This is a genomic window from Shewanella sp. GutCb (assembly GCF_002836135.1).
GTDB lineage: Bacteria > Pseudomonadota > Gammaproteobacteria > Enterobacterales > Shewanellaceae > Shewanella.
The window spans coordinates 68,734-94,602 of record NZ_PJBL01000025.1; the positions used below are offsets into that span (position 1 = coordinate 68,734).

General features: G+C 43.8%; 21 protein-coding genes. 19 read left to right on the forward strand and 2 right to left on the reverse strand.

Translation table 11 applies throughout. The features are described 5' to 3' along the window. Window positions 1–67 precede the first annotated feature (67 nt). The 17 genes from rpsB to tilS all read left to right on the forward strand — a co-directional run bounded on the left by rpsB (window position 68) and on the right by tilS (window position 20,074). Window positions 68–796, forward strand: coding sequence for a 30S ribosomal protein S2 (rpsB, locus tag CXF86_RS14700; protein WP_101092723.1), 729 nt, complete (start codon window positions 68–70; stop codon window positions 794–796). 118 nt (window positions 797–914) lie between these two features. Beyond that, window positions 915–1,763, forward strand: coding sequence for a translation elongation factor Ts (gene tsf / locus CXF86_RS14705; protein WP_101092724.1), 849 nt, complete (start codon window positions 915–917; stop codon window positions 1,761–1,763). Window positions 1,764–1,911: 148 nt separating this feature from the next. Continuing rightward, entirely contained in the window at window positions 1,912–2,640 is a 729-nt protein-coding gene (pyrH, locus tag CXF86_RS14710) for a UMP kinase (RefSeq protein WP_101092725.1), read from the forward strand. A gap of 271 nt (window positions 2,641–2,911) precedes the next feature. Continuing rightward, window positions 2,912–3,469, forward strand: a complete 558-nt coding sequence (frr, locus tag CXF86_RS14715; RefSeq protein ID WP_101092728.1) for a ribosome recycling factor — start codon at window positions 2,912–2,914, stop codon at window positions 3,467–3,469. A gap of 183 nt (window positions 3,470–3,652) precedes the next feature. Beyond that, window positions 3,653–4,453: a polyprenyl diphosphate synthase gene (gene uppS / locus CXF86_RS14720; protein ID WP_102039349.1), complete on the forward strand. Its 801-nt coding sequence runs from the start codon at window positions 3,653–3,655 to the stop codon at window positions 4,451–4,453. A 21-nt stretch (window positions 4,454–4,474) separates the two neighbouring features. Next, window positions 4,475–5,332, forward strand: a complete 858-nt coding sequence (locus CXF86_RS14725; RefSeq protein ID WP_102039350.1) for a phosphatidate cytidylyltransferase — start codon at window positions 4,475–4,477, stop codon at window positions 5,330–5,332. Between the two features lie 4 nt (window positions 5,333–5,336). After that, complete coding sequence (gene ispC / locus CXF86_RS14730) at window positions 5,337–6,527, forward strand: 1-deoxy-D-xylulose-5-phosphate reductoisomerase (protein ID WP_102039351.1); 1,191 nt, start codon at window positions 5,337–5,339, stop codon at window positions 6,525–6,527. 14 nt (window positions 6,528–6,541) lie between these two features. After that, a complete protein-coding gene (rseP, locus tag CXF86_RS14735; RefSeq protein WP_102039352.1) occupies window positions 6,542–7,912 on the forward strand; it encodes a sigma E protease regulator RseP in 1,371 nt (456 codons plus the stop codon). Between the two features lie 31 nt (window positions 7,913–7,943). Further along, window positions 7,944–10,427 carry an outer membrane protein assembly factor BamA gene (bamA, locus tag CXF86_RS14740; protein ID WP_102039353.1) on the forward strand — a complete coding sequence of 828 codons (2,484 nt, stop codon included), beginning with the start codon at window positions 7,944–7,946 and terminating at the stop codon, window positions 10,425–10,427. A gap of 59 nt (window positions 10,428–10,486) precedes the next feature. Continuing rightward, the gene (locus CXF86_RS14745; RefSeq protein ID WP_101092873.1) at window positions 10,487–10,984 is read left to right on the forward strand and encodes an OmpH/Skp family outer membrane protein; all 498 of its coding nucleotides are present in this window, start codon (window positions 10,487–10,489) and stop codon (window positions 10,982–10,984) included. Window positions 10,985–10,988: 4 nt separating this feature from the next. Beyond that, window positions 10,989–12,005, forward strand: a complete 1,017-nt coding sequence (lpxD, locus tag CXF86_RS14750; RefSeq protein ID WP_102039354.1) for a UDP-3-O-(3-hydroxymyristoyl)glucosamine N-acyltransferase — start codon at window positions 10,989–10,991, stop codon at window positions 12,003–12,005. A 38-nt stretch (window positions 12,006–12,043) separates the two neighbouring features. Beyond that, complete coding sequence (gene fabZ / locus CXF86_RS14755; RefSeq protein WP_101092742.1) at window positions 12,044–12,505, forward strand: 3-hydroxyacyl-ACP dehydratase FabZ; 462 nt, start codon at window positions 12,044–12,046, stop codon at window positions 12,503–12,505. Beyond that, the gene (lpxA, locus tag CXF86_RS14760; protein ID WP_102039355.1) at window positions 12,502–13,272 is read left to right on the forward strand and encodes an acyl-ACP--UDP-N-acetylglucosamine O-acyltransferase; all 771 of its coding nucleotides are present in this window, start codon (window positions 12,502–12,504) and stop codon (window positions 13,270–13,272) included. Before fabZ ends, lpxA begins: the two co-directional genes overlap by 4 nt. Before the next feature lie 68 nt (window positions 13,273–13,340). Further along, on the forward strand, window positions 13,341–14,510 hold the full coding sequence (gene lpxB / locus CXF86_RS14765) for a lipid-A-disaccharide synthase (protein ID WP_102039356.1): 1,170 nt from the start codon (window positions 13,341–13,343) through the stop codon (window positions 14,508–14,510). Continuing rightward, entirely contained in the window at window positions 14,510–15,118 is a 609-nt protein-coding gene (gene rnhB / locus CXF86_RS14770; protein ID WP_102039357.1) for a ribonuclease HII, read from the forward strand. Before lpxB ends, rnhB begins: the two co-directional genes overlap by 1 nt. 127 nt (window positions 15,119–15,245) lie before the next feature. Then, window positions 15,246–18,716, forward strand: a complete 3,471-nt coding sequence (gene dnaE / locus CXF86_RS14775; protein ID WP_102039358.1) for a DNA polymerase III subunit alpha — start codon at window positions 15,246–15,248, stop codon at window positions 18,714–18,716. Between the two features lie 2 nt (window positions 18,717–18,718). Then, complete coding sequence (gene tilS / locus CXF86_RS14780) at window positions 18,719–20,074, forward strand: tRNA lysidine(34) synthetase TilS (RefSeq protein WP_102039359.1); 1,356 nt, start codon at window positions 18,719–18,721, stop codon at window positions 20,072–20,074. 57 nt (window positions 20,075–20,131) lie between these two features. Here the strand turns inward: tilS and CXF86_RS14785 are convergent, their stop codons facing one another. Continuing rightward, window positions 20,132–21,022, reverse strand: coding sequence for a diguanylate cyclase DgcS (locus CXF86_RS14785; RefSeq protein WP_101092754.1), 891 nt, complete (start codon window positions 21,020–21,022; stop codon window positions 20,132–20,134). Between the two features lie 426 nt (window positions 21,023–21,448). Between CXF86_RS14785 and CXF86_RS14790 the strand changes: the two genes are divergently transcribed. After that, complete coding sequence (locus tag CXF86_RS14790) at window positions 21,449–23,398, forward strand: monovalent cation:proton antiporter family protein (RefSeq protein ID WP_101092756.1); 1,950 nt, start codon at window positions 21,449–21,451, stop codon at window positions 23,396–23,398. A gap of 29 nt (window positions 23,399–23,427) precedes the next feature. After that, window positions 23,428–24,144, forward strand: a complete 717-nt coding sequence (locus CXF86_RS14795; protein ID WP_257985374.1) for an SGNH/GDSL hydrolase family protein — start codon at window positions 23,428–23,430, stop codon at window positions 24,142–24,144. Between the two features lie 90 nt (window positions 24,145–24,234). Here CXF86_RS14795 and CXF86_RS14800 read toward each other — a convergent pair whose 3' ends face one another. Then, complete coding sequence (locus CXF86_RS14800) at window positions 24,235–25,359, reverse strand: patatin-like phospholipase family protein (RefSeq protein ID WP_101092758.1); 1,125 nt, start codon at window positions 25,357–25,359, stop codon at window positions 24,235–24,237. Window positions 25,360–25,869: the final 510 nt, after the last annotated feature.

Genomic DNA, 25,869 nt, shown 5'->3' on the forward strand with positions numbered 1-25,869 from the left:
CCTTAACCGGGTCGAAGATATGGGATATGTGGAGGTCTAACCCCCAAATTATTTAAAGGTAAATAAAATGACTACAGTTTCAATGCGCGACATGCTTCAAGCCGGTGTTCACTTCGGTCACCAAACACGTTACTGGAACCCAAAGATGAAGCCTTTCATCTTTGGCGCACGTAACGGCGTTCATATCATTAACTTAGAGCACACAGTGCCTATGTTCAATGAAGCATTAGCGTTCATTAGCAACATCGCTTCTAAAAAAGGTAAGGTTCTTTTCGTTGGTACTAAGCGTGCTGCGAGCGAAGCTATCAAAGAATCTGCTGTTTCTTGTGACCAGTTCTACGTCGATCACCGTTGGTTAGGTGGTATGTTGACTAACTGGAAAACAGTTCGTCAATCAATTAAGCGTCTTAAAGATCTTGAAAGCCAGGCTATTGATGGTACTTTCGACAAGCTTACTAAGAAAGAAGCGCTTATGCGTACTCGTGAACTTGAGAAGCTAGAAAAATCTCTTGGTGGTATTAAGAACATGGCTGGTCTTCCAGACGTGATCTTCGTAATCGGTGCTGACCATGAGCATATTGCGATTAAAGAAGCTAACAACTTAGGTATTCCAGTTGTTGCTGTTGTTGATACAAACTCTTCTCCAGACGGTATCAACTACATCATTCCTGGTAATGATGATGCTATGCGTTCGATCCGTTTATACACTGAGTCTGTTGCTACCGCTGCTAAAGCTGGCCGTAACCAAGACCTAGCTGTTCAAGCTGAGCAAGACGGTTTCGTAGAAGCTGAATAATAAGGTCGATGATTTTCATCTCCCCTTATTAACCAAGATACTTGATTGGTAAACAGGGGCCTCTGGCCCCTGTTTTATATCTATTGAATTTGACGAATTATCTGTAGAGGATTTAACAATGGCAATTACTGCTGCCCAAGTTAAAGAACTTCGTGACCGCACTGGCGCTGGCATGATGGACTGTAAGAAAGCATTGACTGAAACTGATGGTGACATCGAGCTTGCGATTGATGCAATGCGTAAGAGCGGTGCTGCAAAGGCTGCTAAAAAAGCGGGTAACATCGCTGCTGAAGGTACAATTCTTATTAAGAATGGCGAAGGTTTCGCTGCACTTTTAGAAGTTAACTGTCAAACTGACTTCGTTGCAAAAGACGCAAGCTTCCTAGCATTTGCTAACGCCGCTCTAGAAGTTGCTGTTGCATCTAAAGTGACTATCGAAGAATTGAAAGCACAGTTTGAAGAAACGCGTGTTGCACTTGTGACTAAGATCGGTGAAAACATCAATGTACGTCGTATCGAGTACATTGATGGTGCAAACCTTGCTACTTACCGTCACGGTGAGCGCATCGGTGTTGTTGTTGCTGGTGAAGCTGACGAAGAGACTCTAAAGCACATTGCAATGCACGTTGCTGCTTCAAAGCCTGAATTCGTTAACCCTGAAGATGTTCCTGCTGCTCTTGTTGCAAAAGAAGAAGCACTTCAGATCGAAATCGCTATGAACGAAGGCAAGCCTGAAGAGATTGCTAAGAAAATGGTTCTAGGTCGTATGAAGAAGTTTACTGGTGAGATATCTCTTACTGGCCAAGCTTACATCATGGAACCTAAGAAAACAGTTGGCACTATTCTTAAAGAGAAAGGCGCTTCTGTTTCAAACTTCGTTCGTTTAGAAGTTGGCGAAGGTATCGCGAAGAAAGTAGAAGATTTTGCTGCTGAAGTAGCTGCAACTCTTGCTTCTACGAAAGGTTAATCTCCTTTTGTAGTCAACATAAGACCGTAGCAACTGCTGCGGTCTTATTGTATTTACTGAAATAACTTTATGATGTAAGAGATGAATACTGCATTGTGAGGCTATTTGAGTATACAATTCCCTAAAGCCATTATCAGGACTAATAAATATGAGTACCAATCCTAAACCTGCTTATCGCCGTGTTCTTTTAAAACTAAGTGGTGAAGCGCTAATGGGTGAAGAAGGCTTCGGCATCGACCCTAAAGTGCTTGATCGCATGGGACAGGAGATTAAAGAACTTGTCGAATTAGGTATTCAAGTCGGTGTTGTCATTGGTGGTGGTAACTTGTTTCGTGGCGAAGGTCTAGCACAAGCTGGAATGAATCGTGTTGTCGGCGACCATATGGGTATGCTGGCTACGGTTATGAATGGTTTGGCGATGCGTGATTCATTGCATCGTGCTTATGTAAATGCACGTTTGATGTCAGCAATTCCATTGAAAGGTGTTTGTGATGATTACAACTGGGCTGAAGCAATTAGTTTGCTAAAGTCAGGTCGAGTCGTTATTTTTGCTGCGGGTACCGGTAATCCATTCTGTACTACAGATTCTGCTGCATGTTTACGCGGTATTGAAATTGAAGCAGAGATTGTGATTAAAGGAACCAAGGTTGATGGCGTTTATTCCGATGACCCAGTGAAAAACCCTGACGCGGTTAAGTATGATCAAATGGTATACAACGAAGTACTCGACAAAGAATTAAAAGTGATGGATTTGGCCGCATTTACATTGGCCAGAGATCACAATATGCCAATACTTGTTTTCAACATGAATAAACCTGGCGCATTGCGTCGCGTGATCATGGGCGAGCAAGAAGGCACACTCATTAACGCTGGTTAATTAGCGCAGTGATTATAGCCCATAGTGGGTATTCAAGCTGTAAGTAAACAGGTTTCGACAATGTGACTCTAGGTTGAGTGCGACTCTGCATTAGCAGATGCTAGCCTAGGTAACATTGTCACACGCGACAAGGCATGTGTAGTAATTTAATCATACACTTGATGTGTTTTGATTATATGCTTTACAGATTTTTACTCGTCTGGCGCAAAGAAACGAGTCTAATAGGCCTCAAAAGGCAATTAGCTCCTAGTGACTAAAAAGGACATATAACGTGATAAATGAAATTAAAACTGATGCAAAAACACGCATGGACAAATGTATCGAGTCTACAATAACTCAAATGGCTAAAGTGCGCACAGGCCGTGCCCACCCAAGCTTACTCGATACTATTAAAGTACCTTATTATGGCTCTCTTACGCCGCTAAAGCAGGTTGCAAGCGTTTCTATTGGTGATGCTCGCACACTCAACGTATCGGTATTTGACCGTACTATGATTGCTGCTGTAGAAAAAGCGATCATGAGCTCAGGTCTTGGTTTGAATCCAATGTCTGCCGGTGCCACTATCCGTATTCCTCTGCCTGCATTGACAGAAGAGCGTCGTAAAGACCTCATTAAAGTTGTTCGCGCAGAAGCTGAGAATAGCCGTATCGCGGTTCGAAATGTACGCCGTGATGCAAACTCTGATGTTAAAGCACTAGAGAAAGATAAAGAATGTACAGAAGACGACGTTCGTCGTTCAGAAGATGAAGTGCAGAAGTTTACTGATGCACATATCAAGAAAATAGATGAAATTCTAGCGGCAAAAGAAAAGGAACTGATGGAGTTCTAATTTTGAGCGCCATCAGAGTTTATAGCGCTTTCTTAAAACGTGTAGTACGTTATCGCTCACGCCTTAGGCTAAAAGCTTAATGGTTGATTGAATATTGAGCGTGAAACAGAAACAGGCTATAGAGTTCAGACGCCGTGTAGAGTTATACTACACGGCGTTTGTCTATTTTAAGGGTTGTAATAGATGTCATTCGATTCCCAATCTGACACTGATTTGTCAGAGGCATTACCAGGAGCGCTTTCTGCTTTGGTAAAACAGTCTATACCTAAGCATGTTGCCATCATCATGGATGGCAATGGGCGTTGGGCACAGGCGCAAGGGAAGCCACGAGTCTTTGGTCATAAGGCGGGTGTTAAGGCGGTTAGACGTGCGGTGAGTACAGCACGAGCCTTAGGAGTTGAGTCATTAACTTTGTTTGCCTTCTCCAGTGAGAACTGGCGTCGACCGGATAAAGAGGTCAGCTTGTTAATGGAGCTGTTTTTTACGGTATTGCAACGAGAGCTGAAGTTACTCGATAACAATGGCGTGCGACTCAATATTATCGGTGACATAAGTCGCTTTTCAGCGCGGCTGCAAAAGCAAATCGCAACAGCCCAAGAAAGAACCGCTGGAAATAGTGATTTAGTGTTAAATGTAGCGGCTAACTATGGTGGTCGCTGGGATATTATGCAAGCAGCACAAAAGCTAGCGATGAAAGTTGAAGCGGGTGAAATGAGCAGTGAGCAGTTCACCGAAGAAGCGTTAAATGAGCAGCTATGCATGTATAACCAATCTGAAGTTGATTTAATGATCCGCACTGGTGGCGATTATCGAATCAGTAATTTTGTCCTTTGGCAGGCAGCATACGCAGAGTTAGTCTTTACTGACACGCTATGGCCAGATTTTGACGAGGATGCTTTCAAAGATGCCGTCGTTAAGTTTGCTAGCCGACAGCGCCGTTTTGGTTTGACTGGAAATCAAATTGATACTATTCGCGCTTTGTAATAATAAAATGAGGGAAGTTTTTTGCTAAAACAACGAATAATAACAGCAATATGGTTAATCCCCTTGGTTTTTGGCGCCATATTTGGTTTGCCAACTGAGTACTTTTCGTGGGCACTATTGGGCGTTTTTCTCATTGCCGGTAAGGAATGGGGCCGCATCATTGATAGTCAGTGTGAAATGACTCAATGGAGCTTTACCATCACCATTGGCGTGTTGCTTATCGCGCTTAATATTATGGTGCCCGCTGACGAAATATGGGTTAGAGGCATGATGCACCCGATATTTTTAGGGGTGATAGCGATGGGCGGCCTATGGTGGCTTATCTCATTTATGATGGTGATTACCTATCCGCGAGGTGCTGGGTTCTGGAAAAAGAGCCACATGCTTAAATCAATGTTCGGTCAGCTTACCTTAATCCCCTGTTTTGTTTCTTTACTGTCTCTTAAAGCGTTAAGCACTGAAGCATCGCCATACTACGGCGGCACGCTTGTGTTTCTGGTGATGTTAGTTGTTTGGGCTACTGATTCTGGTGCTTATTTTGCGGGTAAGGCCTTCGGTAAGCGAAAACTGATGCCCAATGTTAGTCCAGCTAAAACCATTGAAGGTTTATTAGGAGGACTCGCAACAACCATGGTGATTGTGGCAGGCGTAATGTATTTCTCGCCTGAACAAGAGCTAGGCCTATTGATCGCAGTGACTTTATTTACAGCGATTGCCTCAGCCGTTGGTGACCTATCTGAAAGCATGTTTAAGCGAGTCGCTAACATCAAGGACTCAGGTACGATTTTACCGGGTCATGGTGGCATATTAGATCGCATTGATAGCTTAACTGCCGCGTTACCAGTATTTACCTTAATTTATATAGCTTTTTGGATGTAACTGTATGCAAAATATGGTGATTTTAGGCGCGACAGGTTCTATTGGTGCTAGCACGTTAAGCGTTGTAGAGGCGAATCCAGAGCAATATTGTGTATTTGCATTAGTGGCCAATACCAATGTCGAAAAAATGCTCGAGATTTGTATTAAGCATCGCCCTAAGGTTGCCCATATGGTTGATGCCAAAGCGGCTAGTGAGCTTAAACAGCAGCTACCTAGCCATTTAGCCGTTGAAGTGACAACAGGCGAAGATGAACTTTTTTCTCTTGTGAGCAGCGCTGAAGTTGATACTGTCATGGCGGCGATTGTCGGCGCGGCAGGATTGCCGTCAACCCTCGCAGCGGTTAAAGCCGGTAAGCGAGTGTTACTGGCGAATAAAGAGTCACTGGTGATGTCTGGTGAACTCTTTATTAACGCGATGCAAACATCTGGCGCACAAGTCTTACCTGTCGATAGTGAGCACAATGCCATTTTTCAATGTTTATCTGAACGCACTCAGCTTGAGATTGGTCGATGTGATTTAAATGATGCTGGTGTGTCACACATCTTGCTAACAGGGTCCGGTGGACCTTTTTTGACATCTGAACTTTCAACACTCTCATCGATGACTCCGGCGCAAGCTTGTAAACATCCTAATTGGTCGATGGGGCGGAAGATTTCTGTCGACTCAGCGAGCATGATGAATAAAGGCTTGGAATATATAGAAGCACGTTGGCTATTTAATGCTCGTGCTGATCAGATAAAAGTGGTTATTCATCCACAAAGCCTGATTCACTCTATGGTGCAGTACCGTGATGGCTCAGTTATCGCGCAATTGGGTAACCCAGATATGCGTACTCCGATTGCTCATTGTATGTCTTTTCCACAGAGAATTAACTCAGGAGTTGAACCTTTAGACTTTTTCAAAGTCGGACAGTTAAGCTTCTTAGAACCTGATTTTAATCGTTTCCCTTGTTTGGCGTTAGCGATAGAGGCTTGTCACCAAGGACAAGAAGCGACCACAGTGATAAATGCTGCCAATGAAATTGCAGTGCAAGCGTTTTTAGATGGCAAGATACGTTTTACCGATATAGCAATCATCAATGAACAGAGCTTAAAGCAAGTAACAGCTGATTCATTAACCAATATTGACGATATTATGGCGCTCGATAGTCAGTCTCGTCGATATGCATTCGAAGCGGTTAGCAAGCTCAATTAGTTCAAAGGAAGGGAATGATAGATTTTTTTTGGAACCTAGGTTCTTTTATTGTTGCACTCGGTATTTTAATCGCCGCGCATGAGTATGGTCATTTTTGGGTGGCTAGAAAATGTGGTGTTAAGGTAGAGCGCTTTTCAATTGGTTTTGGTAAAGCGATTTTTCGCCGAACGGGTAAAGATGGCACTGAATATGTGTTAGCAATGATCCCTCTTGGTGGCTACGTAAAAATGCTTGATGAGCGTGTCGATGACGTGCCAGAAGCGTTAAAAGATCAAGCCTTTAACCGCAAAAATGTTTGGCAACGCATTGCTATTGTCAGTGCCGGCCCAATAGCAAACTTCATTTTCGCCATTATCGCGCTCTATGCCATGTATCTTATTGGCGTACCAGCAATTAAACCGATTATTGACTCTACGATAGTTGGCTCTCCAGCAGCACAAATAATTGTAAAAGAGCCATTACAAGTGCTGTCTGTCGGCGGACAAAAAGTTAAGGACTGGGAAGAAGTTAATCTCGCACTTGCTGGTCACATAGGTGATAAGCAAGTCAACATTTCTGTTGCACCGCTAAGTCGCCTAGAAGGCACTCTTTCAGGGGAGCAAACATACACTTTAGATACGAGTGAGTGGAGATTCGATCCAGAAAAAGAATTACCGATAACGGCTATTGGTTTGGGGATGTACCGTCCACAAATTTTGCCTACACTGGCGTTAGTCAGTGAAGATGGAGCCGCAGGGCTTGCCGGCATTGAAGTGGGCGATATATTAGTAGCTGTTGATGGTGAGCGGTATACCGAGTGGACACAATTTGTTAACCTAATTCAGCAATCAGCAAATAAAAGTGTCAATCTCACGGTGAGAAGAGATGGCGAGCAGCTAACACTAAAGGTGACACCTAAGTCACGTGAAAACGCTGCTGGTCAAATTGAAGGTGTGATTGGGGTTGCTCCGACATCTGAACCTTGGCCAGAAAACATGAAGTTACAACTAGAATATGGGTTTATAGACTCTTTTCCAATTGCAGTGGATAAAACATGGCAACTTGTCTCCGTCAGCATTAAGATGATCGGCAAGTTATTAACTGGTGATATTTCGGTTAAAAATCTGAGTGGGCCTATTTCTATTGCACAAGGTGCAGGAAATAGTGCTAATGTCGGATTGGTTTACTTTTTAGGTTTTCTTGCTTTGATTAGCGTGAACTTAGGCATTATTAATCTTTTGCCTTTGCCAGTGCTAGATGGAGGACACCTTTTGTATTACTTCGTTGAAGTGATTACAGGCAGGCCTGTACCTGAAAAGGTTCAGGAAATTGGATTCAGAATTGGGGCAGCTATGCTGTTGACGTTGATGAGTGTAGCGCTCTTCAATGACTTTTCCCGACTCTGATCAAGGACAGACAAATAATTAGAAGTGCTCTATGAGATTGAATAAAATTTTTGCCTCGATGTTATTAGTCGGAGCGTCTTTTTCAGGGAACGGTTGGGCAGATACATTCCAACCTTTTGAAGTAACTGATATCCAAGTTGAAGGTTTACAGCGAGTCGCACTGGGTGCAGCTCTGCTAAATCTACCTGTTAAGGTAGGTGACACTGTTGATCAATTAAAATTGCAGCAAGCGATTAAGAGCTTGTACGCGTCAACTAACTTCGAAAAAATTGAAGTGTTACGCGACGGTAATGTTTTGGTGGTGAAAGTCACTGAAAGACCGACAATTAGCTCTGTTACCTTTGAAGGTAACAAAGATATTAAAGATGAACAGTTGCAAGAAAGCCTTGACGGTTCCGGTGTTAAGATTGGTGAGTCACTCGACCGCACCATGCTATCTGGCATCGAAAAAGGTCTACAAGACTTTTATTATGGCGTCGGTAAGTACGGCGCTAAAGTCAAAGCGGAAATTGTAAATCTACCGCGTAATCGCGTCGAACTTAAGTTTACGTTTACCGAAGGGCTTGCCGCCGAAATTCGTCAGATCAACGTTGTTGGTAATAGCGAATTTAGCGATGAAGAGCTTATTGGTATGCTTGGGCTTAAAGATTACGTTGCGTGGTGGGATCTGTTTGGCGAACGTCGCTATCAGAAGCAGAAACTACAAGCCGATTTAGAAACCATTAAAACCTATTATCAGAACCGTGGTTATATTCGATTTGATGTGACTTCAACTCAGGTCGCCATGACGCCAGACCGTAAAGGTCTTTATATCACTATTAATGTTGATGAAGGCGAACAGTATAAAGTTAAAGACGTTAACTTAACTGGTGATTTGATGGGGCGCGAGAAGTTACTTCAAGCCATTTTACCTATCAAAGAAGGCGATATGTATAACGGCGGCGATGTGACATTTACCGAAGAGATGTACGGTAAATATCTTGGCCGTTATGGTTACGCTTATCCAGAAGTGAAGACTTACCCTGAGATTGATGACGAAACAAAAGAAGTGACGTTAAACATCAATGTTAAACCGGGTAAACGTGTTTACGTGCGTAATATAAACTTCTCTGGTAATACTGTTACTAAAGATGAAGTAATGCGTCGTCAATTACGTCAAATGGAAGGTGCTTGGTTAAACTCTGCTCAAGTAGAATTATCAAAGTCTAACCTTAACCGTTTGGGTTACTTTGAGACCGTAGATACAGAAACCGTGCAGGTCCCTGGTACTGACGATTTAGTCGATGTCGCATTTAACGTTAAAGAACAGCCATCAGGCTCGTTTAACGCCGGTGTTGGTTACGGTACTGAATCGGGTCTTAGCTTGCAGTTTGGTGTGCAACAGAGCAACTTCTTAGGTACAGGTAATCAAGCGGGTATTAACTTGAATACCAACAAGTATTCTAAGAACGTTAACCTGTCATTTACCGATCCTTACTTTACTAAAGATGGTGTCAGCCTCGGTGGAAGTATTTATTGGAGTGAGTTTGATGCCGATGAAGCTAACCTTGAAGCCTATAAAAACAGCTCCTATGGTATTTCATTAAACTCAGGCTTCCCTATTAATGAATATAACCGCATAAACGGTGGTATTGGTTATCGTCATAACGAAATTTCAGAGATTTCTGCATACGAGCAAGCCATTCGTTTCTATGATATTTACCGGGACTCGGACGATCCAAATGCTGGATTGAGTTTCGATAACTTTGAGATGAACCTAGGTTGGTCACGTAGTAACTTGAACCGTGGTACTTTTCCATCAGACGGTTCATCGCAACGTCTAAATGGTAAAATGACGGTTCCTGGTTCTGATCTACAATATTTTAAAGCCGATTTTGATACTAACTTCTACTTTCCAATTAATCGAAGCCAGAGTTTCGTCGTGTTGGCACGTGGTCGTTTAGGTTATGGTAACGGTTATGGTCAGTTTAATAATAACGACCAAATCCTGCCGTTCTGGGAAAACTATTACTCAGGCGGAAGTAGTTCATTACGTGGCTTTAAATCGAATTCGGTAGGCCCTCGTTCTTTCTACCTTTACCGTGGCAGTGAGCCTTGCTCGCCAGATCCATCTGGTAGTGGTTGCTCATTACCCGGTGATCCAAATCAAATTCAAGTTAGCTCGGGTCGCTCAATCGGTGGTAATGCGATTGCGACAGCCAGTTTAGAATTAATTGTCCCTACGCCATTCTTAGATGAAGCGTATACCAACTCGGTACGCACAAGCTTCTTTGTGGATGCGGGTAACGTATGGGATACTGAGTTTGACTATGAGTCGTATCGTTATCTTCCTGTTGAAGAGTTTGATAAACTTGAAGATTATAGCGATCCGAATCGTATTCGTGCCTCTTGGGGTATGAGTGTGCAATGGTTATCACCGATGGGTCCTATGGTGTTTAGTCTTGCATGGCCAATCAAGGAGTATGAGGATGATGAAACAGAGATCTTCTCATTCAATATTGGTAAAACTTTCTAAAAATAATTTAAATGTAATCGGCAAGTTTTGCTGAGATAAAGGAGTATGTTTTGAATAAGATGTTAAATCGCGCAATGATGGTATTGGTTCTTTTAGGTGCACCACTAGCAGCGCACGCTGAAAAAATCGCAGTAGTTGATATGCAAGCTGTATTTGAGCAGCTACCTCAGCGCGAACAGGTTAACGAGACCTTGAAAGCTGAATTTGGTGACCGTGTTGCCGCAGTACAAAAGATGCAAGAAGAGTTACGTGGTTTGCTTGAAAAGCAACAACGTGATGCAGCATTAATGAGTGACTCTCAGAAGACTGATATGGTTCGTAAAATGGAATCAATAAAAGCTGAGTTACAACTTAAAGGTAAAGCGTTGGACGAAGATATGCGTCGTCGTAATGGTGAAGAGCAAAATAAGTTGTTGCTTGAAGTTCAAAAGACAATCAACACCATTGCAGAAAAAGAACAGTATGACATGGTGTTACAACGTGGCGCAGTTATCTACGTTAAGCCATCTGCTGATATCAGCAACAAGGTTGTTGAAGCACTCGGTAAAGGCAAGTAAATAGATGAAAAGCTATACTTTAAGAGTACTGGCTGACCATTTAAATGCAGATGTTCAAGGTGACGATTCAGTTGAAATTTCAACTGTCGGCACTTTGGCCGGTGCAGGTTTAGGTCAAATCTCTTTTTTGGCGAATGCAAAATATCGCTCGCAGCTGGAAACAACAGCTGCGTCGGCGATCTTGATGACGCCTGCAGATGCCGAAGGTTTTAACGGCAATGCCATCTTACTTAAAGACCCTTATGTTGGTTTTGCGCGCATTGCACAACTGCTCGATACCACTCCAAAGGCGGCTGACAATATCCATCCTTCAGCACAAATAGCAGCTTCTGCTATGCTAGGAGATAACGTTGCGATTGGTGCTAATGCGGTTATTGGTGACAATGTTGTTCTTGGGAATAATGTGCAAGTAGGCGCCGGAAGCGTGATTGGTCAAGACAGTATTATTGGCTCTAACACCTTATTATGGGCTAACGTAACTGTTTACCATAATGTGCATTTAGGCCAAGACTGCATCATTCATTCGGGGGCTATATTAGGCTCTGATGGATTTGGTTATGCTAATGAGCGAGGCCAGTGGATTAAAATTCCACAAACGGGCGGAGTACGCATTGGCGATCGAGTTGAGATTGGTGCTAATACGACCATTGACCGTGGTGCAATAGACCATACAGAAATTCACGACGGGGTTATTTTAGATAACCAAGTCCAAATTGCACATAATGATATTATTGGTGCTAATACCGCTATTGCGGGGTGTACCGTTGTTGCAGGTAGTGTCACTATTGGTAAACATTGTATTATTGGTGGTAATTGTGCAATTTCAGGTCATTTGAGTATTTGTGATGGTGTCCATATTACTGGCAGCACCAATATCACCAGTATTATCCGTGAGCGTGGAGTCTATTCTTCAGCGACCGTCGCCATGGATAACAAGGTGTGGCGTAAAAACACAGTTCGCTTTAGACAGCTTGATGGGCTTTTTCAGCGCGTTAAGATGCTAGAGAAAAACGTAAAGTAAATGAATAGCTGCCGTGTGCAGGTTAAGGAATAAGTTTCGTGTCAAATCAATTGAATACAATGGATATCAAAGAGATCCTAAAGTTTTTGCCTCATAGATATCCGTTTTTATTGATTGATAGAGTATTGGATTACACTCCGGGTGAATCCTTGCATGCTATCAAAAACGTCACTATTAATGAGCCATTTTTTCAGGGACATTTCCCGGTTCAGCCAGTGATGCCAGGTGTATTGATTTTAGAAGCCATGGCGCAAGCCACAGGGCTCTTAGCATTCAAGACGATGAGTGATGAACCTTCTTCTAATGCACTATACTATTTTGCGGGTATTGACAAAGCGCGTTTCAAACGTGTTGTTGAGCCAGGCGATCAGCTGCATTTTGAAGTGAAAATGATTAAAGAGCGTCGCGGGATCGGCGTATTTACCGGTGAAGCCAAAGTGGATGGCGTGGTTGTTTGTTCAGCCGAAATTATGTGTGCTCGTAGAGAGATTTCTAAGTGATCGATAAATTAGCTTATATCCATCCAAATGCCAAGATTGGCAACAATGTCACCATAGGTCCTTGGACCTATATTGGCGCAGACGTTGAAGTCGGTGACGACTGTTGGTTTAGTTCGCACGTTGTGGTGAAAGGCCCAACAGTTATTGGCAAAGGTAACAAATTTTATCAATTTGCCTCCGTGGGTGAAGATTGCCAAGATAAGAAATTTGCGGGTGAAGCAACCCGTCTTATCATTGGCGATAACAACGTTATTCGTGAATCAGTAACGATACATCGTGGTACGACTCAAGATAATTGGGAAACACGTATTGGTTCAAATAACCTGTTCATGGCTTATGTGCACATCGCGCACGACTGTGTGGTAGGTAATAATGTAATTATGGCTAATAATGCTTCAATTGCTGGGCATGTACATGTCGGTGACTGGGTTATTCTTGGTGGCATGACGGGTGTGCATCAGTTTGTGCATATTGGTGATCATGCATTTACGGCGGGTTACTCATTGGTTCTTAATGATGTGCCGCCTTTTGTGATGGCTTCAGGTCAACCCGCTGTACCAAGAGGGTTGAATAGTGAAGGGCTTAAACGCCGTGGGTTCGCTAAAGAATCTCAACTTGCTGTTCGCCGTGCATATAAAACGCTGTATCGCAATGGTTTAACCGTTGAAGAAGCGGTAGAACAACTAAAGGAGGCCGCGGTTGACGATGAACAAGTTAAGCTGTTGGTTGACTTTATCGCATCCTCGACACGAGGCATTGTTCGATAGCACTAAATAAGAACCCGTTATCCAACGGGTTTTTTCTTTATCATTAATCATAAAATAGACTCTTCTTTATGAGCATAAACACTCCTCGTATATTTGCCATGGTCGCCGGAGAAATCTCGGGTGATATCCTTGGTGCCGGCTTGATTAAGGCGCTTCAAAAAAGCTATCCAGATGCACGATTTGTTGGGATCGGTGGTCCGCGTATGGATGCATTAGGCTTTGAATCTCTTTTTTCTTATGAAGAGTTAGCGGTCATGGGGATTGTTGAAGTGCTGTCACGTCTACCCAGGCTTCTTAAAGTGCGGGCGACGTTAATTGATGAGTTGATGCAGATCCAACCTGACTGTTTTATTGGTATCGATGCCCCAGATTTTAATATCGGCCTTGAGTTAAAGCTTAAACAGCGTGGTCTTAAAACCGTTCATTATGTCAGCCCGTCTGTATGGGCGTGGCGACCAAAACGGATTTTCAAAATCGCCAAGGCCACCGATATGGTGTTGTCATTGCTGCCATTTGAAAAAGCCTTCTATGATCAACATGACGTTCCTTGTACGTTTGTGGGTCATACACTTGCTGATGATATTGCACTAGAAAGCAGTAAAACTGAGGCGAGAATCTTGCTTGGACTGGATCAGACCGCAGAATACTTAGCGGTATTACCAGGCAGTCGTGGCGGAGAGCTTAAACAACTTGCTGAACCTTTTGTTAAAGCTGCAAATTTAATTAAGCAGCGTTATCCGGATCTTAAATTTGTCACGCCTCTTGTCAACCAAAAACGACGAGAGCAGTTTGAATTAGCATTGAGCATTCATGCGCCGGATCTAGAGATCGATTTAATTGAAGGTCATTCTCGAGAGGTCATGGCTGCAGCAGATTGTATTTTACTGGCTTCTGGCACTGCAACACTCGAAGCTATGTTAGTTAAAAGGCCTATGGTTGTCGCTTATCGTGTCAGCCCTATTACCTATAAAATCGCCAAAGGAATGATGCTAACAAAGCGTTATTCGCTGCCTAATTTACTCGCTGATGAAGATGTCGTTGAAGAGCTTATTCAAGCTGATTGTACTCCCGAAAAAATTGCAGATGCCGTGTCTTTGCAACTTGATAGCGATTTTACCCCATTACATGATCGATTTATGGCGATGCACAAGTCGATAAGACGCGATGCTAGCGCTCGCGCAGCTGATGCGGTGATTAAATTAATTGAGACAGTTGAATTAGTTGAGGAGCCAAAATAATGGCTGTTATAAAAGATATTACCCCTGAGCAGATCACCCAACTCTGTATTGGGCAGTACGCTGGGGTCGATGAAGTGGGTCGTGGTCCATTAGTGGGTAATGTTGTGACTGCGGCTGTAATACTCGATCCTAATAACCCAATCACAGGGCTTAACGATTCTAAAAAGTTATCAGAGAAAAAGCGTGAGTTGTTGTTCGTTGAGATCCAGCAAAAAGCGTTAAGTATCTCTATCGGTTCAGCATCACCTGTTGAGATAGATGAGCTTAATATCTTACACGCAACCATGTTGGCAATGCAGCGTGCAGTAGCTGGGCTAACGATTAAACCCTCTTCAGTGTTAGTTGATGGTAATCGTACGCCAGATTTTGGTGTGCAGAGCCACGCCATCATCAAGGGTGATGGCCTTATTGATGCAATAAGTGCAGCATCTATCATTGCAAAAGTTGTGCGCGATCGAGAGATGGAATTGCTCGCTGCTCAACATCCAGAATATGGCTTTGAAAAGCACAAAGGTTATCCAACGAAGGTGCATTTTGAGGCTTTAGCCAAACATGGCGTGTTAGCGGAACACCGTAAGAGTTTCCGACCTGTTCGTGAAGCAATGTAATAAATAGTTAAAAAGTCGTTCATCTGCTTACTGGGTTGGTAGTTTAACTTGTTTGCTGCTAGCCCTTGTTCTACTCTGTTAGATTCATTATTTGTTGTCATCTACCTAAAAGAAAGATACTCCCACTATGTCTGATCCTCGTTTTGTGCATTTGCGCGTCCACAGTGACTATTCAATGTCTGATGGGCTGTCTAAGGTTAAGCCTATTCTTGCTAAAGCAAGCGAGTTGGGAATGCCTGCGGTCGCGTTAACCGATCAGACCAACATGTGTGGGTTGGTTAAGTTCTATGGCGGTTGTCATGGTGCTGGCATCAAACCCATTATCGGTACCGATTTTTGGGTACAAGTCCCCGGTTTTGATGAACTCTGTTCTATTACCGCGATAGCGATGAATAACGAAGGCTACTCCAGCTTAACCTTGCTGATCAGCGATGCTTATCTTCGCGGCCATATTAAAGATAAAGCCGTTATCGACCAAGAGTGGTTAGCTAAATATAATGATGGCCTTATTTTACTGTCTGGTGGACGTCAGGGGGATGTGGGTCGTGCCCTTTTAAAAGAGAATCCTGGCCAGGTAGCGTCATCAGTTGAGTTTTATCAAACACATTTTCCAGACCGTTATTATCTTGAGTTATTGCGTACTGGACGCCCAGATGAAGAGCGTTACTTGCATCTGGCGGTTCAACTTGCGCAAGAAAAAGACCTGCCAGTGGTTGCCACTAACCAAGTGGTTTTTAATAAACCTGAACAGTTTGAAGCACATGAAATTCGCGTCGCGATTTCTGATGGTTTCACGCTAGCCGATCCTAGACGACCGAAAAAATACAGTGACCAGCAGTATTTTAAAAGTAGTGAGGAGATGTGTGAACTGTTCGACGATATCCCTGAAGCGATACAAAATACCGTTGAGATAGCCAAGCGTTGTAGCGTAACGGTACGTTTAAATGAGTACTTCTTGCCTAACTTTCCCACCGGTGATTTGTCGATTGAAGCCTTTTTGGTTGATGTTTCAGAAAAAGGTTTAGAAGCCCGCTTGGCGTTTTTATTTCCAGACCCTGCAGTCAGAGCTGAAAAGCGTCCCGAGTACGATGAACGTTTAGAAATCGAACTTAAAGTGATTAACGAAATGGGCTTTCCGGGTTACTTCCTTATTGTTATGGAGTTTATCCAATGGGGAAAAGATCAGGACATCCCAATTGGTCCTGGCCGTGGTTCTGGTGCCGGGTCATTAGTGGCTTACGCGCTTAAAATTACCGATTTGGATCCGCTTGAATACGATTTGCTGTTTGAGCGATTTCTTAACCCTGAACGTGTCTCAATGCCAGATTTCGACGTCGATTTCTGTATGGATAGACGTGATGAAGTGATAGACCATGTGGCCGAACTTTATGGTCGTGACGCTGTGTCGCAGATTATTACGTTCGGTACTATGGCGGCAAAAGCGGTTATTCGAGATGTGGGTCGTGTATTGGGTCATCCCTATGGATTTGTCGATCGTATTTCTAAAATGGTGCCTGCAGAACCAGGTATGACACTGGCTAAAGCATTTGAAGTTGAACCTGCGTTGCAAGAGTCGTATGACGGCAGTGAAGAGGTCAAAGATCTCATCGATATGTGCCGTATTCTAGAGGGCGTGACACGTAACGCCGGTAAGCACGCCGGTGGTGTGGTTATCGCACCCACCAAAATTACTGATTTCTCGCCTATCTATTGTGATTCAGAAGGCCTTAACCCAGTTACCCAATTCGATAAAAATGATGTTGAAACCGCTGGTCTGGTTAAATTTGATTTCTTGGGTTTAAGAACGCTCACCATTATTGATTGGGCGTTAAAGATGGTGAACAGCGTTAAAGATAAAACCGGTGAAGAACACATTCGCATTGAGTCAATACCGCTCACCGACCCTAAATGTTTTAAGTTACTGCAAAAGTATGAAACCACAGCGGTTTTCCAGTTGGAATCTCGTGGTATGAAAGATTTGATCAAACGTCTTCAGCCTGATTGTTTTGAAGACATGATTGCACTGGTAGCGCTGTTTAGACCCGGACCTTTGCAATCAGGCATGGTAGACAACTTTATTGAACGTAAGCACGGCCGAGAAGAGGTTTCTTATCCAGATGCTGAGTATCAGCATGAATCGTTAAGAGAGCTGCTATCGCCAACCTACGGTATTATTTTGTATCAAGAGCAGGTGATGCAGATAGCTCAGGTGCTTGCCGGCTACACCCTCGGCGGCGCGGATATGTTGCGTCGTGCGATGGGTAAGAAAAAGCCTGAAGAGATGGCCAAGCAGCGCGGAACATTCGAAGAGGGTTCGATTAATAACGGTGTCGATGGTCCGCTATCGATGAAGATCTTCGACTTGGTGGAGAAGTTCGCCGGTTACGGTTTCAACAAATCACATTCAGCCGCTTACGCATTAGTATCCTATCAAACGCTTTGGCTAAAGACCCATTACCCAGCGCAGTTTTTAGCGGCGGTAATGTCAGCAGATATGGATAACACCGACAAGATTGTGATTTTGGTTGATGAATGTGAGCGTATGGGCATACCGCTTATTCCACCTGATGTGAATAAGGGCTTATTTAAATTTACCGTCGATGATGACCTCAATATTGTTTACGGTATCGGCGCGGTTAAAGGGGTTGGTGAAGGCCCTGTTGATTCTATTTTAGCTGCGCGAAAAGACGGCCCATTTACCGACCTATTTGATTTTTGTGCGCGAATAGATCTCAAAAAACTCAATCGCCGCGTCATCGAAAAGCTTATTTGTGCAGGTGCGCTCGATAATTTAGGGGCGCACAGGGCCTCATTAGTCGCAACGTTGCCAGAGGCAATACGGGCAGCTGACCAACATGCAAAAGCTGAAGCATTAGGCCAGCATGATATGTTTGGATTGCTCAATAGTGAACCTGAAGATGACAAGCAGCAATTTGTTGCATGCACCCCATGGCCTGAAAAAGTGTGGTTGGAGGGTGAGCGCGACACCTTGGGCTTGTATTTAACCGGGCACCCGATTAATCAATACCTTAAAGAGCTTAAGCATTACACTTCTGGACGTTTGAAAGACGTACATCCAACGGAACGTGGTAAAACAATGAAGGCCGCAGGTCTGGTCGTTGCAACGCGAGTGATGATGACCAAGCGTGGCTCTAAAATGGGCTTAGTGACCCTCGATGATAAGAGTGCCCGTCTAGAGGTCATGCTGTTTACTGAGGCGTTTGAGAAGTATAATCATCTGCTTGAGAAAGACCGGATTCTGATCATTGAAGGTGAAGTTAGCTTTGATGATTTTGCCGGTGGCAACCGTATGACGGCGCGTAATATTATCGATATCGGTGAAGCTCGTAGTCATTTTGCCAATGCGGTAGAAGTTGACCTACAGTCAGAGGATATTAACGCCGAATGGTTGAACCGTTTCCAATTAGCCGTCGAGCCTTGGAAAAATGGCGCTGTGCCGGTGCTGATTAATTATGCTCAGCCAGAAACTAAAGCGCAGTTTACGCTGGGTGATGAGTGGCGCGTGAATCCAACGGATGATTTGATGCTAGCGCTTGAGTCATTAACAGGCTCAGACAAAGTCAGGATTGTTTTTTAGTCATGAATATTGCTCAGCTCATTGGTCATTGTGTAGATGCCTTGCCTGTTATCGCGGCGTCAGCTGCGCCGCGCAAACTGGTACTTGCTTATAGTGGCGGCGTAGATTCAGAAATTTTAGCCCATGGATTAGCTGAGTTTGCCAAGCTGCATCCTCAGTTCGATTGTCAGTTAGTGCATGTGCATCATGGACTGAGTGTCAATGCAGATGAATGGGTTTTACATTGCCAAGCACAAGCTGAGATATATCAACTTCCGTGTACTATAGCGCGCGTAAAGGTCAAGCTTGCACCAAGAACTAGTGTCGAGGCCGAAGCTCGCTCTGTGCGTTATGAGGCTTTATTAGCGCAGATGTGTGCAGCAGATATCTTGATGACAGCGCATCACCAAGATGACCAACTCGAAACTATTTTATTAGCGTTAAAGCGAGGACTCGGCCCTAAAGGTTTGTCGGCGATGGGGAAAGTACAATCTCTCGATAACGATAAGTGGCTTATTCGGCCGTTGCTCGATTTAAGTAAAAGTGATGTTGAAGCGTATGCTAAAACACGGGACATTCGTCATATTCAAGATGAGAGTAATTTTGATGAAAAGTATGACAGAAACTTTTTGCGTCAATCAATCATTCCCACGTTAAAGCAGCGCTGGAGCGCCATTGCTGCCACAGCGAGCCGTAGTGCTGAACTGTGCGCAATGCAGCAAAGCGTTATTGATGAAGAGCTGGCTGCGCGATTACCGCGAATTCAAACAAAGCTGGGCGGCGAATGTGTTATAAACCTTGCCGCTTTAGCGCAATACTCCAAAGCGTGGCAAGTATTACTGCTGCGTGGTCACATGGATTTTTTGGGGTTTGCTCCGCCGTCAAAAGTACAAGCCGAGCAAATTATTGCACAGTTACTTGATGCTAAAGTCGACGCAAATTTAGAGATAAAATTAACCGATGTATTGATAAAACGCTTTAAAGGCACTGGATACTTTTTGCCGATGACGGCGTCAGCACACTCGGCCAATATCGCAGTATCTTCACTCGATGAGCTGTTAGAAGTGGGGCTGAACTATGGTCATAATAAGCTTATTCAAGCAACCTTAGCCATTAATGCCGGAGTGCGTTTCCCCCGTGCTGACGAAAAGGTGACTATTGAGTTTTCCTTGCCGGGAAGCACACGTTGCCAACCACAATATCGCAGTAAAGGTAGAGAGCTAAAGAAACTTTGGCAAGAATTTGAAGTGCCACCGTGGACAAGATCTCATGTCCCATTATTGTGTTATAACGGAAAATTGGTCTGTGCGATAGGCTATTGGAATGAGAAAGCTTTTCTTTGTGCTGAAAATGAAACAGGCATCAACTTTAAAGGTTAACTTGCTAAATACTCCCTGAGGTAAGCTAATGCTCCATTGTTGCTGTAGTGATGCAATTTATGAGTCTTGGGGCTGAAAAACACTATAACATTGTCTCCCCGCCGCTTTTGCCTGATATAAAGCGCTATCAGACTTTTGATACAAACTCTGCTCTGTATCGTTGTGCCGCCACTGTGCAATACCTAAGCTCGTTTTGACTTGGTAGCCTGCTAAATCAGCATGCTCTTCTAGTGCTATTAGAATTCTCTGACAAAGAATTGCCGCGGCTTGTGCATCCCCTTGAACCAATATAGTAAATTCATCACCGCCAATTCGAAAGGCTTGGTCAGTATCTCTAATGACATTTGTTAGCATTTTTGCAAAGGCAACAAGAGCCTCATCACCAAGTTGATGGCCGTAGCGGTCATTGAGCCGTTTGAAGTTATCAAGGTCCAAGGTCACTAAAGAAAAAGCGCTCTGGGTTCGCTGAGCACGGGCGATCTCTTTCTTTATCTGCTCAAGGTAATAGTGGCGATTACCTAAATTGGTTAGTGCATCAAACATGGCTTGCTTGGATATTTCTTGGAACTGAATAGCATTAAATAACGGCTGTAATACCAAGCCTTGTAGCTGGTTTAAGCGCTGAGCCTGCGACGGCACCAAAGTGGCTTTTAGGTTATAGTTAACTTTCACACTGGTGTCAGCTAGCGTGAGGTGCTGTTCAATTGAATAGCCACCTTGACGTCCCCAATGAAAATGGTATTGCTTATAAGTGAGCTGCACGCCGTGAAGCGGCAAGTATTGCCCCATGATTTTGCCGAAGCAGGCAAAGACTGTCCGCGGATCTAAGTGTTGGTGTAGTTGCTGGATAATATTGACGAGATCAAGATCTAACGCGTAGGCTGATTCAACATCAGCTTGTACACGATATTCGTTAGGAAAAAACTCGGTCGCTAGGCCAAATTCCATGTTCTCGACTCCAAATTAATTAACAGCATCAGCTATTTTAGATAAAGCAATAATTGTGCCGAAACATTCGTTAATAATATTTGTCTTTATTTATCTTTAGTTGTCATTAAGTTACTCTCTTTGTTAGCAGAGCTTTTTTGCAGTGACAGTATTTTGACAAGAGGTTACTCATCCTTCATGGTTGTTTTTGGTGCCGTTTATAGGCTATTTGAGTAAGGCGGCTTAACTATTCAATACTGTTCGCCATGACGTCATAAAATAGCCAACAAGCTCGGCCCTCGGGTTGCTTTAATGCTTCTCTTCTTTGACACAAGTGAACTGTTATTAACGCTTTACCTTGTACTACAACTATTATTCTTTATGATAAATAACCGAACAAAAACAAAGCTCGAAAGTATCACAGCCCCCTAGGAGCGAATTACACGTATGGAACACAGCTTTTTGATCCAAATATTGCTTATGCTGGTTGTAGCAATTGTCTCTATCGCCATCCTTAGGCGTGCTGGGTTGCCTGCCATTTTGGCCTATTTGGTGACGGGGATTATTAGTGGTCCAAGCGGGTTTCATTGGTTTTCACAACATCAAATGCAATCAGTGGCAGAACTCGGTGTGGTGTTATTGATGTTTAGCTTAGGTCTGGAGTTTTCAGTCCCTCGACTATGGGCGATGCGTAGAACCGTATTTGGCTTGGGTAGCGCTCAAGTTATAGTGACGGCAGCATTGAGTATAGTCATTGCTTTATTGTGTAATTTGAGTGTGACCGAATCTATAGTAGTAGGCTCTGCTATTGCGTTATCTTCAACTGCGATAGTATTGAAACTGCTCAATGAGCAAGGATGGCTGCGGCGCCGTCATGGTGAGCTTTCTGTCAGTGTGCTGTTGTTTCAAGATATCGCCGTAGTACCTTTGTTGATTTTATTGCCGCTCTTAGCCAGCGATGGTGCGCCATTACTGTTGACTGATGTCGCCTACGCGTTGTTAAAAGGTATTTTGGCCTTTATTGCTTTAATGGCCTTTGGCAAATGGGCTTTGCCAAGACTATTTGATGAAGTGGCGCGCTCTCGTTCAAACGAGTTGTTTGTGTTATCTACTCTTGTAGTGGCATTAGTTACTGGCGCCATTACCCAGTGGTTAGGTTTATCGATGGCACTAGGCGCCTTTATGGCCGGTATGTTGTTGGGTGAAAGCCAGTACCGTCGGCAGCTAGAAGCCGATATTCGCCCTTTTAGAGATCTGCTGATGGGACTGTTTTTTATCTCAATCGGTATGTTGCTCGACTTCCAGCTTGTGGCGCAGTTTTGGTGGCAGATCATTTTATTGCTTATTACTGTGATTTTAGGCAAAGCCTTAGTCGTCTTTGCACTGTTAAAGCTCGCTAAAGAGTCATTTCGAGTCTCAGTATCGACCGCGCTGAGTCTAGCGCAAGTAGGTGAATTTAGTTTTGTTGTATTGGCATTAGCGGTTAATTATCAGTTGCTTGACGTTAAAACGAGTACCACTTTAGTGATGGTGGCCGTGTTATCTATGGCGCTTGCTCCTTGGTTGGTTCGTCACAGTGTCGATATTGCCAGAGTACTGCAAGGGCTTAAACCTAAGCCTGAAAAAAGTGAACCTATTGTGGTTAATGTTGATCCGGCTGACGATCTTGTTTTGATCCTAGGCTATGGGCGTGTTGGGCAAACGATCGCTAGATTTATGAAAACCGAAGCGATCCCTTATATCGTACTAGATTTAGATCCCAAACGAGTCTCGGAGGCCAGAACCGCAGGCGAGCCCGTCTACTTTGGTGATGTCTGTAAGCGCAGTATCCTTAAACAAGCACATGTACGGCACGCCAAACTCATTGTTATTACCTTTAGTAGTGGACGTATTCTAGAAGAGGTATTACCGCTGTGTCGTCAGTTGGCACCAGAGGCCAAAATTCTAGTGCGTACTCGTGATGATTCTGGCATGGAAGAGCTTGAAAAAGCAGGTGCTAGCCAAGTTATTCCTGAGACCTTGGAAGGGAGCTTAATGTTGGTCTCACAGGTACTGTATCAATGTGGCGTGCCGCTAGCCCGAATTTTAAAGCGCTTGGAATCTGAACGTCGTAACCATTATCAATATTTGCATGGCTTTTTCTCAGGAGCAGAAACAGACTTTACACTGGAGTTACTGCATGCTGTGGCATTACCTAAAGGCGCGAATGCCGTTGGGCAAACATTAGCTGATATCCCATGGGAGAAACTACGAGTTGAGCTCCGCGCCGTTAGGCGTGCAGGTGCTGAAGTGGAAAACCCTGAGCTAGACTGGCAGATAAAATCCGGTGATATTCTTATTTTGCTTGGAAAACCAAGACGAATAGAGAAAGCCGAAGCCTATTTACTGCAGGGCTGATTTTAAGGCACCGGTCTGGGAGATGACTTTTGCACAACATTATATTTATTCTGTTATTGCCGCTTATGTTTATTCAAGGTCGGTTAGTTAAAAAAAACACCCCTAAACTACCGGAGGCTGCAGGGATGCGCGTTGGCGAACTTGGCTCAGGACCAGAGGTTTCGTTATTGCTCTTGGGTGATTCTGCCGCAGCAGGCGTTGGTGTTAGCAAGCAGCGGCAAGCGCTCAGTGGCACTGTGACCTCTGGACTATCGGCTCACTTTAAGGTGTCTTGGCAGCTCTTGGCAAAGTCGGGGGCTAACACTGAACAGACGCTAAAAATGCTTAAAAAGAAGCATGATGAACATGCTTTGGACTTTGACATTGTGGTGGTCTCACTCGGGGTGAATGATGTACTTAGTCCTATTTCTGCTCGGCAGTGGCGGCGGAAACAATTAGAACTGGTTGAGTTCCTGACCGTTGCAGTGAAGTGTCGTCAATTAATACTCACGCAGGTTCCGCCTATGGGCGGTTTTCCTGCATTGCCGCAACCTTTACGTTGGTTTTTAGGTAAGCGTTGTGATGAGTTCAATCAACAATTAACTCAGTTGGCAACGACGGCGCCGTTCATATTGCTCGATTTTGGCGCTGAACTTCAACCCGAGTTGATGGCTGTCGACGGGTTTCATCCCGGGGTTCAAATTTACCAACATTGGGGCCAAAGTGTCGTAGACACTATCTTGCTTAAGCATCAAATGTCAGTTTAGTCTCAAAGTTAATATAGCCCCTAGGACCGTTTTGTGAAGCATAGGGGAATGTCGAGCGGTTGGTCGCTAAATCAGATGACAGTGCTAAAGCTATTTAATATCAAAAAACGTTTTGATATCGTCAATTTGGCACATTGCATCTTCATAGCCCAGTTCAATTAGCGCGCTACAATAACTCTGCTCAAATAACAGATAAGAGCCAATACTTGAATCTGAGTGCTCATTGATCCCTAACGCCTTCATCATCATCTTGATAGCAAAGGGCATATCGTGAAAATAACGAGAGGCAATTGCGCTTAAGTCCTCACTCGGTTTAATCACTAGCGTTTCGATCTGTTTTAAGGGCAAACCTTTACGGCTTTCCTCCGGAATGAGTGACAAAGTACTATTGATCCGTTCTAACCGCTCCAAATCGCTGTTCAATGTATCTGAAAATATAGTATCAAGCAGGTGGCCGGCAATGGTGGCTGTTTTAGGGTGGTGTTCAAGCTCTCTTGGTTGCACTTTATGTGGGCTTTCTAAGTTGATCACCATAATTTTGTTAGCCCCTAAATGAATCGGACTGCTCAAGGGAGCTAGCTGGTGAACTGAGCCATCGCCATAATATTCTTGGTTGAGTCTTACGGATGGGAAAACTAAGGGAATAGCGGAACTTGCCAATAGATGATCCGTATTTAAACGGGTGCGTTGACCACATCGGCGTGCCCGCTGCCAATCCTCTATAAGAGGATTACCTTGAAAAAATGTGACCGAACGAGAGGTGTCGTAGCAAGAGGTATCTAAGCTAACGGCATCGAGTGCTCCGCTACTAATATTGCGACCAATACGCTCAAAACTAATCAGGTCGCTAAGCAAGCCACGTAGTGGTTCACTGTTAAACAGGCTGCCAGCACTACGAGAGGCGCCATCACTTTGTACGCCTTTAAGCGCCATTTTACCCAAATGACTTAATACACTGCCGATAGAAGCTTGATAGACTTTCTCTGCATGAATATGACGCCAAACCCATTCGAGTTTGCGAACGCCCAAATGAAAACAGGATGCATGAGTAGCCATGGAGGTGGCATTTATAGCGCCCGCCGATGTACCGCAGATAATTTTAAAGGGGATCCCGTGATTACGAGGGTAAAACTGTACGATAGCTTTGAGGACACCAATTTGATACGCAGCTCTCGCGCCACCACCACCTAATACTAATGCAATTTTATCTGACAAATTGGCGATCCCTATCAATTGAAAAACAAAACTTATTCAAAAACGGTCCCTGAATTTAGAATATGTGAGAGTTGCTTTATGTACAAGCTTTACCCGTAAATTAGTCTGCCAGTTTCTTTTAGTCGTGATGCGTCGGTCCCTCTTAGTCAGGTGTTACGGCGATTTTTTACCTTCTTTTTGGCCGTAAGTTTGATGGGTGTTTCTTAGCATTATCTAGAGGTGAAAGCACCGCCGTTGACTTCTCCACGGTGAATTACAGCATTGTTGTTATGTGATTAAGAGTGCATTTCGCTACATCAATGAGGGTATGAGTCAGCTTTTAAAGGGTATCTAGCATAAATATTTAACCGTTAACCTAGTTAATAAGTCTATGTTGTTGCGGTGTAATGATGAGATTTAAATATGCTTATCAGACTATCTAATTGTAATTAAAGTGTTAAATCAAGAATTGTTGGCAGGGTAAAGGAATAATGGCAAGTTGATAATAAAAGGCAATGGAGTAGACTGAAA

Excerpts from the sequence above, each read along its gene's own strand:
- rpsB (WP_101092723.1), top strand. The coding sequence starts at position 68 with ATGACTACAGTTTCAATGCGCGACATGCTTCAAGCCGGTGTTCACTTC.
- tsf (WP_101092724.1), top strand. The coding sequence starts at position 915 with ATGGCAATTACTGCTGCCCAAGTTAAAGAACTTCGTGACCGCACTGGC.
- pyrH (WP_101092725.1), top strand. The coding sequence starts at position 1,912 with ATGAGTACCAATCCTAAACCTGCTTATCGCCGTGTTCTTTTAAAACTA.
- uppS (WP_102039349.1), top strand. The coding sequence starts at position 3,653 with ATGTCATTCGATTCCCAATCTGACACTGATTTGTCAGAGGCATTACCA.
- ispC (WP_102039351.1), top strand. The coding sequence starts at position 5,337 with ATGCAAAATATGGTGATTTTAGGCGCGACAGGTTCTATTGGTGCTAGC.
- rseP (WP_102039352.1), top strand. The coding sequence starts at position 6,542 with ATGATAGATTTTTTTTGGAACCTAGGTTCTTTTATTGTTGCACTCGGT.
- bamA (WP_102039353.1), top strand. The coding sequence starts at position 7,944 with ATGAGATTGAATAAAATTTTTGCCTCGATGTTATTAGTCGGAGCGTCT.
- CXF86_RS14745 (WP_101092873.1), top strand. The coding sequence starts at position 10,487 with ATGTTAAATCGCGCAATGATGGTATTGGTTCTTTTAGGTGCACCACTA.
- lpxD (WP_102039354.1), top strand. The coding sequence starts at position 10,989 with ATGAAAAGCTATACTTTAAGAGTACTGGCTGACCATTTAAATGCAGAT.
- lpxB (WP_102039356.1), top strand. The coding sequence starts at position 13,341 with ATGAGCATAAACACTCCTCGTATATTTGCCATGGTCGCCGGAGAAATC.
- rnhB (WP_102039357.1), top strand. The coding sequence starts at position 14,510 with ATGGCTGTTATAAAAGATATTACCCCTGAGCAGATCACCCAACTCTGT.
- dnaE (WP_102039358.1), top strand. The coding sequence starts at position 15,246 with ATGTCTGATCCTCGTTTTGTGCATTTGCGCGTCCACAGTGACTATTCA.
- tilS (WP_102039359.1), top strand. The coding sequence starts at position 18,719 with ATGAATATTGCTCAGCTCATTGGTCATTGTGTAGATGCCTTGCCTGTT.
- CXF86_RS14785 (WP_101092754.1), bottom strand. The coding sequence starts at position 21,022 with ATGGAATTTGGCCTAGCGACCGAGTTTTTTCCTAACGAATATCGTGTA.
- CXF86_RS14790 (WP_101092756.1), top strand. The coding sequence starts at position 21,449 with ATGGAACACAGCTTTTTGATCCAAATATTGCTTATGCTGGTTGTAGCA.